Source organism: Streptomyces sp. NPDC001714 (assembly GCF_042892755.1).
Taxonomy (GTDB): Bacteria; Actinomycetota; Actinomycetes; order Streptomycetales; family Streptomycetaceae; genus Streptomyces.
The window spans coordinates 88,162-101,482 of sequence record NZ_JBIAUL010000024.1 but is presented as its reverse complement, the minus strand read 5'-3'; the positions used below and the strand labels follow the sequence as shown (position 1 = coordinate 101,482).

The 13,321-nt window shown below is 70.6% G+C and carries 8 protein-coding genes; all 8 read left to right on the top strand.

The genetic code is table 11. The annotated features are described in order from the left end of the window. The first annotated feature begins 122 nt into the window (after nt 1-122). The 8 genes from nrtL (at nt 123) to ACFY0P_RS43540 (ending at nt 13,270) form a co-directional block, all read left to right on the top strand. Complete coding sequence (gene nrtL, locus ACFY0P_RS43575; RefSeq protein ID WP_388926977.1) at nt 123-1,100, top strand: ArgS-related anticodon-binding protein NrtL; 978 nt, start codon at nt 123-125, stop codon at nt 1,098-1,100. An 18-nt stretch (nt 1,101-1,118) separates the two neighbouring features. Continuing rightward, nucleotides 1,119-2,510 carry a diaminopimelate decarboxylase gene (gene lysA, locus ACFY0P_RS43570; protein ID WP_388926974.1) on the top strand — a complete coding sequence of 464 codons (1,392 nt, stop codon included), beginning with the start codon at nt 1,119-1,121 and terminating at the stop codon, nt 2,508-2,510. A 161-nt stretch (nt 2,511-2,671) separates the two neighbouring features. Then, on the top strand, nt 2,672-3,961 hold the full coding sequence (locus tag ACFY0P_RS43565; protein ID WP_388927095.1) for a homoserine dehydrogenase: 1,290 nt from the start codon (nt 2,672-2,674) through the stop codon (nt 3,959-3,961). A 6-nt stretch (nt 3,962-3,967) separates the two neighbouring features. After that, nucleotides 3,968-5,026, top strand: coding sequence for a threonine synthase (thrC, locus tag ACFY0P_RS43560; RefSeq protein WP_388926971.1), 1,059 nt, complete (start codon nt 3,968-3,970; stop codon nt 5,024-5,026). 331 nt (nt 5,027-5,357) lie between these two features. Further along, entirely contained in the window at nt 5,358-6,287 is a 930-nt protein-coding gene (gene thrB / locus ACFY0P_RS43555) for a homoserine kinase (protein ID WP_388926968.1), read from the top strand. Nucleotides 6,288-6,694: 407 nt separating this feature from the next. After that, on the top strand, nt 6,695-8,740 hold the full coding sequence (rho, locus tag ACFY0P_RS43550) for a transcription termination factor Rho (RefSeq protein WP_388926965.1): 2,046 nt from the start codon (nt 6,695-6,697) through the stop codon (nt 8,738-8,740). 1,356 nt (nt 8,741-10,096) lie between these two features. Beyond that, nucleotides 10,097-11,908, top strand: a complete 1,812-nt coding sequence (locus ACFY0P_RS43545; protein ID WP_388926962.1) for a trypsin-like serine protease — start codon at nt 10,097-10,099, stop codon at nt 11,906-11,908. 228 nt (nt 11,909-12,136) lie between these two features. Continuing rightward, nucleotides 12,137-13,270: an LCP family protein gene (locus tag ACFY0P_RS43540; protein WP_388926959.1), complete on the top strand. Its 1,134-nt coding sequence runs from the start codon at nt 12,137-12,139 to the stop codon at nt 13,268-13,270. Nucleotides 13,271-13,321: the final 51 nt, after the last annotated feature.

Here is a 13,321-nt window from a genome sequence, read left to right as displayed (position 1 = left end):
CATCTCCGCTGTCGTCTCCGCTGCCCCGGCCGCCCCCACTGCCCTCGCTGCACCGTCCACATACCGGAACTCTGTCCAAACCGGCTCGCATACCCACCCCCCTCCTCCCCTACGCTTGTCCCGTGACCCCCGTCGAGCTCTCCCGTACCGTGCTGCGCGCGGTGCGCCGTGCCGTGGACGCGGGGGAGCTCAGCGTGACCGTGCCGGAGCGGGTCGTCGTGACGCCGCCCGGGCCCGGTGGGTGCGGGGACTACGCCACCAACGTCGCGCTGCAGCTCGCCGGGCCCGCCGGGCAGCCGCCGGCGAGGGTCGCCGAGATCCTGGTGCCGCTCATCGCGGAGTGCGCCGGCGTCGAGGACGTCGTCGTCACCGGGCCCGGGTTCCTCAACATCTCCCTCAGCTCCGCCTCGTCACCGACCGCCACCCTGGTCGGGGAGATCTCCGGCCTCGGGGCCGCCTACGGCCACGGCGACGCCCTCGCCGGGCAGGTCGTCGCGCTGCGGGTGCCGTACGACGTCCGGGCCGAGGTCGTCGCCGACGCGGTGGTCAGGATCGTCGCGACCCAGGGCGGGCGCGGTGAGGTCGGTCACGGGGAGCCGGTGACTCTGCGGCCCGTTCCGGCGCCGGAGGACCCGGCGCCGCTCGGGCCCGACGCCGCCCAGTGGGCCCTGCTGTATCCGGCCGCCCATGACCGGCCCCGGATCACCGCCGATCATCTGGTGCAGCGGGAGAGCAACCCGCTGTTCCGGGTGCGGTACGCGCACGCCCGGGTGCGGGCCGTCGGGCGGGGAGCCGGGCGGCTCGGGTTCGGTGCCGTACCGGGTGATGTGCCGGACGCCCCGAGTGGCCTCGTCACAGCCCTCGCCGACTACCCCCGCATCCTCACCGGCGCGGCCACCCACCGCGCGCCCGACCGGCTCGCCCGGCACCTGGTCACCGTCGCCGATGCCGCCCTGCCGTTCCTGTCGACCGTGTTGCCCCGTGGCGAGGAGAAACCCTCGGCCGCCCACCGTGCCCGGCTCGCCCTCGCCGTAGCCGCCGGGACGGTGCTGGCCGGCGGCCTGTCCCTGCTCGGCATCGACGCACCCGATCACCTCTGAGAGAGCGCCAGAAGAGCAATGAGCCGTTCCGCACACCCCGCCGGGCCCCGGCACGCCGATGTCCTGCCGGAGGGCCACTACGCCGGCCCGCCCACCGATCTCAATGCCCTCGACGCCAAGGTCTGGGCCCAGACCGTCACCCGGGACGCCGACGGGGTCGTCAGCGTCGGCGGTGTCGACGTGAAGACCCTCGCCGAGGAGTTCGGTACTCCCGCCTACGTCCTCGACGAGGACGACTTCCGGGCCCGGGCGCGCGCCTGGCGCACCGCCTTCGGGCCGGACGCCGACGTGTTCTACGCCGGGAAGGCGTTCCTGTCGCGGGCCGTCGTGCGCTGGCTGCACGAGGAAGGGCTCAACCTGGACGTGTGCTCCGGCGGGGAGCTGGCCACCGCGCTGTCCGCGGGTATGCCCGCCGACCGGATCGCCTTCCACGGCAACAACAAGTCCGAGGGCGAGATCCGCAGGGCCGTCGAGGCCGGTGTCGGGCGGATCGTCCTCGACTCCTTCCAGGAGATCGTGCGGGTCGCGCACATCGCGCAGGAACTCGGCACCCGGCAGCGGGTGCAGATTCGTATCACCGTGGGTGTCGAGGCGCACACGCACGAGTTCATCGCCACCGCCCACGAGGACCAGAAGTTCGGGATTCCGCTGGCCGGCGGGCAGGCCGCGGAGGCCGTGCGGCGGGCGCTGCAGCTCGACGGGCTCGAGCTCATCGGGATCCACTCGCACATCGGATCGCAGATCTTCGACATGTCGGGCTTCGAGGTCGCCGCGCATCGCGTCGTCGGGCTGCTCAAGGACATCCGGGACGAGCACGGGGTCGAGCTGCCCGAGATCGACCTCGGGGGCGGGCTCGGGATCGCGTACACGAGTGACGACGACCCGCGCGAACCCCACGAGATCGCCAAGGCGCTCACCGAGATCGTGACCCGGGAGTGCGAGGCCGCCAGGCTGCGGACGCCGCGGATCTCCGTGGAGCCGGGGCGGGCCATCGTCGGGCCCACCGCCTTCACGCTCTACGAGGTCGGCACCATCAAGCCGCTCGACAACCTCCGGACCTACGTCTCCGTCGACGGCGGCATGTCCGACAACATCCGCACCGCGCTGTACGACGCCGAGTACAGCGTCGCCCTCGTGTCGCGGACCAGCGATGCCGAGCCGATGCTCGCGCGCGTCGTCGGCAAGCACTGCGAGAGCGGGGACATCGTGGTGAAGGACGCGTTCCTGCCGGGCGACCTGGCACCCGGTGACCTCATCGCCGTACCGGCCACCGGCGCCTACTGCCGTTCCATGGCGAGCAACTACAACCACGTGCTCCGGCCGCCCGTCGTCGCGGTGCGGGACGGTGCGGCCCGGGTGATCGTCCGGCGGGAGACGGAGGAGGACCTGCTGCGTCTCGACGTCGGCTGACGGGCGGACGGCACAGGCGGAGGACGCCGGAGGAAGATCTCCTGTCTGCCATCCCCACACAATGAAATAGATGTCTCACGATCCGGACGAAGGGTAGAAACTCCCGTCCGGTGAGTGAGACTGGTCCAACCGTAGACGGTATGAGGAAACGAGGTCGGATGATGCGTACGCGTCCGCTGAAGGTGGCGCTGCTGGGCTGTGGGGTAGTCGGCTCAGAGGTGGCGCGCATCATGACGACGCACGCCGACGACCTCGCCCAGCGGATCGGCGCGCCGATCGAACTCGCCGGTGTCGCCGTACGACGGCCCTCCAAGGTCCGCGAGGGCATCGACCCCGACCTGGTCACCACCGACGCCACCGCCCTCGTCAAACGCGGCGACATCGACGTCGTGGTGGAGGTCATCGGCGGGATCGAACCCGCCCGCACCCTCATCACCGCCGCCTTCGAGCACGGCGCGTCGGTCGTGTCGGCCAACAAGGCCCTGCTCGCCCAGGACGGCGCCGCCCTGCACGCGGTCGCCGAACAGCACGGCAAGGACCTCTACTACGAGGCCGCCGTCGCCGGAGCCATCCCGCTGATCCGCCCGCTGCGCGAGTCCCTGGCCGGCGACAAGGTCAACCGGGTGCTCGGCATCGTCAACGGCACCACCAACTTCATCCTCGACAAGATGGACTCCACGGGGGCGGGTTACCAGGAGGCCCTCGACGAGGCCACCGCGCTGGGATACGCCGAGGCCGACCCCACCGCCGACGTCGAGGGCTTCGACGCCGCCGCCAAGGCCGCCATCCTCGCCGGCATCGCCTTCCACTCCCGGGTCCGGCTCGACGACGTCTACCGCGAGGGCATGACCGAGGTCACCGCCGCCGACTTCGCCTCCGCCAAGAACATGGGCTGCACCATCAAGCTGCTCGCCATCTGCGAGCGCGCCGAGGACGGCGGTTCGGTGACGGCCCGTGTACACCCCGCCATGATTCCGCTGACCCACCCGCTCGCCTCCGTGCGCGGCGCCTACAACGCCGTCTTCGTGGAGTCCGACGCGAGCGGACAGCTCATGTTCTACGGTCCCGGCGCCGGTGGCTCCCCGACCGCCTCCGCGGTCCTCGGCGACCTCGTCGCCGTCTGCCGCAACCGGCTCAGCGGGGCAACGGGGCCCGGCGAGTCGGCGTACGCCGCCCTGCGCGTGTCGCCCATGGGCGATGTCGTCACGCGCTACCACATCAGCCTCGACGTCGCCGACAAACCGGGCGTTCTCGCCCAGGTTGCCACCGTGTTCGCCGAGGGCGGGGTTTCCATCGATACGGTTCGCCAGCAGGGCAAGGACGGCGAGGCCTCCCTCGTCGTCGTCACCCACCGGGCCTCCGACGCCTCCCTGTCCGGGACCGTCGAGGCGCTGCGCAAGCTCGACACCGTGCGGGGTGTCGCCAGCATCATGCGGGTTGAAGGAGAGTAACCAGCAATGACCCACCAGTGGCGCGGAATCATCGAGGAGTACCGGGACCGGCTGCCCGTCTCCGACACCACGCCGGTCGTGACGCTCCGCGAGGGCGGCACGCCCCTCGTGCCCGCGCAGGTGCTCTCCGAGCGCACGGGCTGCGAGGTCCACCTGAAGGTGGAGGGCGCGAACCCGACCGGGTCCTTCAAGGACCGCGGGATGACCATGGCCATCAGCAAGGCCAAGGAGGAGGGCGCGCAGGCTGTGATCTGCGCCTCCACCGGCAACACCTCCGCCTCCGCCGCCGCGTACGCCGTGCGCGCGGGCATGGTCTCCGCCGTGCTCGTGCCGCAGGGGAAGATCGCGCTCGGCAAGATGGGCCAGGCCCTCGTGCACGGCGCAAGGATCCTCCAGGTCGACGGCAACTTCGACGACTGCCTCACCCTCGCCCGCAAGCTGAGCGAGAACTACCCGGTGGCGCTGGTCAATTCGGTCAACCCGGTGCGTATCGAGGGCCAGAAGACGGCCGCCTTCGAGATCGTGGACATGCTCGGCGACGCCCCCGACATCCACGTCCTGCCGGTCGGCAACGCGGGCAACATCACCGCGTACTGGAAGGGGTACAAGGAGTACGCCGGGGACGGCATCTCCACCGGGATGCCCCGCATGTGGGGTTTCCAGGCCTCCGGCAGCGCTCCGATCGTGCGCGGCGAGATCGTCAAGGACCCCTCGACCATCGCCACCGCGATCCGCATCGGCAACCCCGCCTCCTGGCAGTTCGCGCTCGCGGCCCGGGACGAGTCCGAGGGCCTCATCGACGAGGTGACGGACCGTGAGATCCTGCGCGCCTACCGGCTGTTGGCCGCTCAGGAGGGCGTCTTCGTGGAGCCCGCCTCCGCCGCGTCCGTCGCCGGTCTGCTCAAGGCCGCCGAGCAGGGCAAGGTCGACCCCGGCCAGCGCATCGTCTGCACGGTCACCGGCAACGGGCTGAAGGACCCCGACTGGGCCGTCGCGGGCGCCCCGCAGCCGGTCACCGTGCCGGTCGACGCGGCCGCCGCGGCCGAGCGGCTCGGGCTCGCCTAGAGCCCGGCTCAAGGGGTACTCGAGAAACGTTCGAGCAACCTTGGCCGGGCAACCGGCACACCCTGGCCGGGCAACCGGCCGACACCCTGTGGCGTCCCGGACAGGGAACTCCCTACGGAGGGGGCACAGGGGGCTTACGACACGCATCGTGCGCCTCCTGTGCGCCCTATGTCGCCACAGAACCTTCCTTCGATAGGCTGTACCGAACCCGCCCGCTGCATATGCCTCCGCATATGGCGCGGTGCCGCGCCGTCTCCACGGCCCGAGGGTCCCCCACGTACCTATCGAATGTCATTCGACCATCACGCAGCTCAAGGAGAGTCATCGAGCGATGGCCGGTCCAGCGTTCCGCGCCGCCGCCGTCCGGGTGCGCGTCCCCGCCACCAGCGCCAACATCGGCCCGGGCTTCGACGCCCTGGGCCTCGCGCTGGGGCTCTACGACGACGTCGTCGTCCGGGTGGCCGACTCCGGGCTGCACATCGACATCGCGGGGGAGGGCAGCGAGACGCTGCCGCGTGACGAGAGCCACCTTCTCGTACGCTCCCTGCGCACCGCCTTCGACCTGCTGGGCGGACAGCCCCGTGGCCTGGAGATCGTGTGCGCCAACCGCATCCCGCACGGCCGCGGCCTCGGCTCCTCTTCCGCCGCCATCTGCGCCGGCATCGTCGCCGCGCGTGCCGTGACCATAGGCGGCGAGGCCAGACTCGACGACGCGGCCCTCCTTGAGCTCGCGACCGAGATCGAGGGCCACCCCGACAACGTCGCGGCCTGCCTGCTCGGCGGCTTCACGCTCTCCTGGATGGAGTCCGGCGCCGCCCGGGCGATCAGGATGGAGCCCAACCATTCCATCGTTCCGGTGGTTTTCGTGCCCGGGAAGCCGGTCCTGACCGAGACCGCGCGCGGACTGCTCCCGCGCACCGTGCCGCACGTCGACGCCGCCGCCAACGCGGGCCGTGCCGCCCTGCTCGTCGAGGCCCTCACCCGGCGCCCCGAGCTGCTGCTGCCCGCCACCGAGGACCGTCTGCACCAGGAGTACCGCGCCCCCGCGATGCCGGAGAGCGCGGCGCTGGTGGAGCGGCTGCGCGCCGACGGCATCCCGGCCGTGATCTCCGGCGCCGGACCCACCGTGATGGCGCTCGCCGACGCCGGCAGCGCCGAAAAGGTGCAGGCCCTGGCCGGTGCCGACTGGGCCGCCAACCGGCTCGACCTCGACCTTCAGGGAGCGAGCGTGCTTCCGCTCGCACCCTCCAGCGACATGTGACGCGCACGATTGCCGGATTTGGAGAGGGGGAATGTTTGTTGGATCCGGTAGTGTTAACCTCAAGTCTGCACCCGACCCCACCATGGCGAGGTGCATCGTGTCCCCCTTCGGGACAGACATTCTTCCGGGAGTCTCCCAAGCCATTCAGCGTTCTGTATGACGTACCTGGGCAGTACGCCGTACCCGGGCACTGAGAGGGCCGCTGGGCACGCTCCGGAACAGGTGCGACGACGCCACGTGACACCGGGTGCCACGGCTCGTCGGAAGCGCCGTCACCAGATATTTCTTCCGCCGCATTGGCGGACCACCGCCCCGGCACGGTCCACACAAGCAAGGACCGAAAGCCGGACAGCACAACCGGTCGCCGAGCCAGACAGGCCGACGTCCGCTCCAGGGAAGGACCCTTCGTGAGCGACACCACCGATCTGATGGGCGCACGTGTCGAGGAGACCGCTGCCGCGCCCGCCACGGACGCCTCCGCGCCTGCCTCCGGTGCCGGCTCCCGGCGGCGCCGCGGTACCGGCCTCGAGGGCATGGTGCTGGCCGAGCTTCAGCAGGTCGCATCCGGCCTCGGCATCAGGGGCACCGCGCGGATGCGCAAGAGCCAGCTGATCGAGGTCATCAAGGAGGCGCAGGCCGGAGGCGGAGCCCCCGCCAAGGCCGATGCCGCCACCGAGACCAAGCCGAAGCGCCGTGCCACCTCCAAGGCCCGCACGGGCGACGAGGCCGTCGAGAAGAAGGCGGAGCACGCCGCCGAGGCCCCCGCCGAGAAGGCCGTGGCCCAGCAGCAGATCGAGATCCCCGGCCAGCCGGCCGGCCGCGCGGGCGAGGCCGAGCGCGACGGGGACGAAGCCCCGGCCGAGCGCCGCCGTCGCCGGGCCACCGCCGAGGCAGGCAGCCCCACCGCCACCGGCGCCGAGACCGTCGCCGCCGAGGCGCGGACCGAGCCGAAGGCGGAGACGCCCGCGCAGTCGCAGCAGCAGGGCGACGCCCGGGCCGACGCCGGCGAGGACGGGCGTGGCCGCCGCGACCGCCGTGACCGCGGCCGTGACCGCGACCGGCGCAACAAGGGCGACGAGCAGCAGGGCGGCGGCCAGGGCGGCCGTCAGGACCGTTCGGACCGCCAGGACCGGCAGGACCGTCAGCAGCAGCCGCAGCAGCAGGGTGGCGGCCGTCAGGACCGGGGCGCGGGCCCGCAGGACGACGACGACTTCGACGGCGGACGCCGTGGCCGTCGCGGCCGCTACCGCGACCGCCGTGGCCGTCGTGGCCGTGACGAGATCGGCGGCGCCGAGCCGCAGCTCGCCGAGGACGACGTCCTGATCCCCGTCGCGGGCATCCTGGACATCCTCGACAACTACGCGTTCATCCGGACCTCCGGCTACCTGCCCGGCCCGAACGACGTGTACGTCTCCCTCGCCCAGGTCCGCAAGAACGGCCTGCGCAAGGGCGACCACATCACCGGCGCGGTCCGCCAGCCCAAGGAGGGCGAGCGGCGCGAGAAGTTCAACGCGCTGGTCCGCCTCGACTCCGTCAACGGCATGGCGCCCGAACACGGCCGCGGCCGCCCGGAGTTCAACAAGCTGACCCCGCTCTACCCGCAGGACCGCCTCCGCCTGGAGACGGACCCGGGCGTGCTGACCACCCGCATCATCGACCTCGTGTCGCCGATCGGTAAGGGCCAGCGCGGTCTGATCGTGGCCCCGCCGAAGACCGGCAAGACCATGATCATGCAGGCGATCGCCAACGCGATCACCCATAACAACCCCGAGTGCCACCTGATGGTCGTCCTCGTCGACGAGCGTCCGGAAGAGGTCACCGACATGCAGCGGTCGGTCAAGGGCGAGGTCATCTCCTCGACCTTCGACCGCCCGGCCGAGGACCACACCACGGTCGCCGAGCTCGCCATCGAGCGCGCCAAGCGTCTGGTGGAGCTGGGCCACGACGTCGTCGTGCTGCTCGACTCGATCACGCGTCTGGGCCGTGCGTACAACCTCGCCGCCCCGGCCTCCGGCCGCATCCTGTCCGGTGGTGTCGACTCGACCGCCCTGTACCCGCCGAAGCGCTTCTTCGGTGCGGCCCGCAACATCGAGGACGGCGGCTCGCTGACCATCCTCGCCACCGCCCTGGTGGACACCGGGTCCCGCATGGACGAGGTGATCTTCGAGGAGTTCAAGGGCACCGGCAACGCGGAGCTCAAGCTCGACCGGAAGCTCGCCGACAAGCGCATCTTCCCGGCGGTGGACGTCGACGCGTCCGGCACCCGTAAGGAAGAGATCCTGCTCGCCAGCGACGAGCTCGCCATCGTCTGGAAGCTGCGCCGGGTGCTGCACGCGCTCGACCAGCAGCAGGCGGTCGAGCTGCTGCTCGACAAGATGAAGCAGACGAAGTCGAACGCCGAGTTCCTGATGCAGATTCAGAAGACGACGCCGACGCCCGGCAACGGCGACTGAGCGCTGTCGTAGAACAGAGAAAAGGGCCGTCCCCCGCAAGCCGCGGAGGACGGCCCTTTTGTGTTGTGGTGCCCGGAACGGCACCGGTCCGCAGCAGGCGGTGATTCCAGTCGGATCAATCCGGCTGCTTCACCTCCACTTTGCCGAGGTGAAGGGGACGGCCGCGGGAGCGGCGAACGTGGGCGGGCTCATCTTGATCGGTGTTGCCGGACCGGGTCGAGCTCATCCCGTGCCGGCGGATCGTCCGGGAGGCGAGCACTACGGGGCCGAGCGTCCGTGTACCTAGGCCCCGCAGGCGGCGCCGGGCTCCACTCGCGCGAAGCGGTCTCCGGTTCACCGGCGCGGCCGAGAACCGGTCGCTGCGGAAGGTGGGCGATCACGTCCCGTCGGACAACGGCTTCCTGACCGCGAACGATCCGGTGGCGGGAGCCATGCACGGGGTGACATTCGTTCGCGCGCCCGCCGCCGTACCCGCCTCGCAGAGTCGGCCGCCCTGCGCTCGTCGATGTGGCCGAGGCTGTTCAAGGTCCTGCGGACCGTGGCGAAGGTGGGTTGCAAGACCGCCTGCAGCGCCTGGACGATGCGCTGTTCGTGCCGGACGCTCGCACACCGGTCTCGGTCGCTCAACTGCGCCTCCGTGGGGGCGCCGGGCTCGATCGGTTCGGTGGGGGAGTCTCGCCGGGGACGAGGCGCTGCTTCGCTTCCGGACCGGTCGGTTCGTGGCCGGCGGGTCCGGAAGGGAACCCGACGGCCGAGGAGCACGCTGCGCGACGAGCAGCGGAAAGACCGTCGCCCGCACGGGCGCCGCCGTCGCCGCCGGCCTCACGCTCGACCAGGAGCCGTACCTGGTCATCGGAGTCCCCGGGAGGACATCGACGGCAAGACGGCCGCAGGTGCCGTCTTCTCTCTGCGCGGCCGCGTCAACCGGTCGCCGGTCCAGGGCAGTTCGGGGTCCCCGGAACTCTGGAGGCGGGCGACAAGTTCCCCTTGCATCGGCATCGGCGTCCCGGCAGAGGACCTCACCTACGGCGGGGCGGCCGAGGCCGACGCCGGTCGTGCCGTCGTGGTCAGGGTGGACGACATCGGTATGTCCTTACGTGACCGGAGGCACGGCACAGCCGGTCATCACCTACGCACCGGGCACCGGTGGCCTCCCGGCTGCCGGGCTGCGGTTCGGCATGTCGGCGCGGTGAGCGACGGCTCCACGGACACGTAGCCCCGATCTTCCCGGAGCACGGCAAGGCGCCGCCCCTGCGTCCTGCGGGGCGGCCCTTTGCGTTTCCTTCCCTGATGTACGATCCCGCCCTTCGGTCAATTGCCGGATTGACGAATTCCTGAGCCCGAGGGGGGACTTAGGTGGGCACACCCACGTCCGGGAGCGGTCGCCACAGACGCCCGATACGTTTCGCGCTGCCCGTCGCCGCGGCCGGAATCGCCGCCGCCGTCACGGCCGCACTGATCTCGACCTCCGCCGGCGCGGCCACCCAGCCGGTGCCCACGGTCAAGCCGGCCGTCAGCACGACGTCGCAGGCCACGCTGAGGCAGGGTGTCGCCGACGCCGTCGCCGCCGTCCAGAGCAAGGACACCACGACGAAGCCGTCGCGCAGCGGTTCCGCCGTCTCGCCGAAGATCATCGGTGGCGGCACGGCCACCATCGCGTCGGCACCCTGGATGGCCCAGCTCTGGTACGACGGCACCGACATCAGTTTCTTCTGCGGCGGCACGGTCGTCTCGCCGACGAAGATCCTCACCGCCGCGCACTGCGTCAAGGACGAGCACGGCAAGGCCTACAACTGGGCGGCCAAAGGCTACGTCGTCACCGGCACCGCGAGCCTGCCCGACGGCACCGATCTGCACGGCGGTACGGTCACCCGCGTGGCGCGTCAGTGGAACCACCCCTCGTTCAGCCCGACGACCATCAACAACGACATCGCCGTGCTCACCCTGGCCAAGCCGGTCAAGGCCACGCCGATCAAGCTGACGACCAGCACCGACACGGCCTCCTACCGGGCCGGCACCAGCGCCAAGGTCTACGGCTGGGGCCGCACCAGCTCCACCTCGGACGACATCTCCGAGACGCTGAAGACCGCCACCCTGCCGATACAGTCCGACACCACCTGCTCGCGCTACTTCGGCAGCCTCTACACCAAGACCCACATGGTCTGCGCCGGCAAGCCCGCCACCGGCTCCGACACCGGCTCCACCGCCACCTGCAACGGCGACTCCGGCGGCCCGCTGGTCGTTGGCGGCCGGATCGTCGGCGTGGTCTCCTGGGGGGTCACGGAGAACGGCGTCGACTGCGTCGTGAAGGGCTCCTACAGCGTCTTCACGAAGGTCAGCACCTATGTCGGTGCCGCCTACGCACAGATCACCGACACCAATCTGAGCCAGTTCCACCGCCTCAACGACGGCAAGGCCGACCTGTTCGCCCGCAAGTCGTCGACCAAGGTCGGCTACGAGCTGGACTCCAAGGGCACCTCGCTGGCCTCCCGCTTCTCCTGGGGCGACTTCAGCGGCGTCAACGTCATCCTCCAGGCCGACCTCGACCGCGACGGCTACCAGGACCTCGTCTACCGGCTGGCCTCCAGCGGTGACGTCTACTGGGATCACGTCGTGCTGAACAGCGACCAGACCAAGGGCTCCTGGGTCAAGACGAAGATCTTCACCAACTGGAAGACCCGCAAGGCCATCGTCATCCCCGGTGACCTCACCGGCGACTACCGGCCCGACGTGCTGTCCGAGGACTCCGGCGGCGTGCTGTGGCTGTACCCGGGCAAGGGCAACGGCACCTTCGCCGCCCCGGTCCGGATCGGCGGCGGCTGGAGCCAGTACAACCAGCTGCGCGGCTTCGGTGACTTCAACGGCGACGGCAAGGCCGACCTGCTGGCCCGCAAGAGCAGCGGCGGCGACCTGTACCTCTACAAGGGCACCGGCAAGTCCGGCACCGGCCTCTTCTCGGCCAGGGTGAAGGTCCGCTCCGGCTGGACCGGCTTCAACACCCTCGCCGCGGTCGGCGACCTGACCGGTGACGGCAAGGCCGACTTCCTGGCCCGGACGACCGGCGGCACGCTGTACCTCTACCCGGGTACCGGCAAGGCGACCAGTGAGATCTTCGGCACAAGGAAGTCGCTCGGTACCGGTTTCCAGCAGTACGACATCTTCGGCTGACATGGCTGGTGAGCGGGGTTTCGCCCCACTTGCCCGGTGACCCCCGATCACTCGGTGTGCCCATCGCTCCACGCGGTGGGCACACTGCGTCGTGCAACCCTTTCCCGAGTTTCGCCGTCTGACCAGGCGGAGCGACGATGGTCCGGTACGCGCCGATGATCCTGGTACGCCGGGCCTGACCCTGAAAGCAGGGGGTAACCGACCAGTCGTACGAGAACAGAGGAGCCCATGTCCGCCGAGAGCACGTCAGGGCCGCACATACCCGAGTCCGGTACGACCGCCATGGACCGCCGTGGCAAGGGCCGCCGTCGCAAGCCGCCCGGTACCGGCCGCAGGGCGCTGCGCGTCACGGCCTGGACGGCGACCGGCATCCTGGTCCTCGGCGGCGCAGGCCTCGGCTACCTGTACTTCAAGCTCAACGGCAACCTCAAGACCGTCGACATCAACCAGATGCTCGGCTCCGACCGGCCCGCCAAGGTCGACAACGGTTCCGAGAACATCCTGGTCCTGGGCTCGGACACGCGTTCCGGCGCCAACAGGAAGCTCGGCGGCGGCGCGGACGACGGCAGTGCCCGCTCCGACACGGCGATGATCGTCCACGTCTACGAGGGCCACAAGAAGGCAGCCGTGGTCTCCGTCCCCCGGGACACCCTGATCGACCGCCCCTCCTGCACCGACGCGAAGGGCACCACCCACTCAGCCGCGACCGGCGTGATGTTCAACTCCGCGTACTCCACGGGCGGCGCGGCCTGTGCGGTCAAGACCGTCGAGTCGATGACCGGCATCCGGATGGACCACTACCTGGAGGTCGACTTCTCCGGCTTCCGGAAGCTCATCGACGAGCTCGGCGGCGTCAGGGTCACCACGACGAAGACCATCGAGGACCGGGAGAGCCACCTCGACCTCAAGGCCGGCACCCACACGCTCGACGGCAAGCAGGCCCTCGGCCTCGTCCGCACCCGGCACGGCGTCGGCGACGGCTCGGACCTCGGCCGCATCCAGCTCCAGCAGGCGTTCGTGAAGGCCCTCATCAGCCAGGTCAAGCAGGTGGGCGTCTTCACCAGCCCCAAGAAGCTGTACGACCTGGCCGACACCGCGACGAAGACGGTCACCACCGACTCCGACCTCGGCTCGGTGAACTCCCTGATCGACTTCGCGAACGGCCTGAAGTCCATCGACTCCAAGAACATGCACATGGTCACGATGCCGGTCGAGTACGACCCGTCGAACCCGAACCGGGTGATCGTGGCGAAGGCGAAGGCGAAGCTGGTCTGGAACGCCCTGAAGAACGACCGCCCGATCCCGGCGTCCGCCACGAAGGGGACGGCGACGGGGCAGGCCAAGGGGGTCGTGACGTCGTAGTCCGGCTGCGGGTCGTGAGGGCTGAGCGCGCAGTTCCCCACGCCCCTTGGG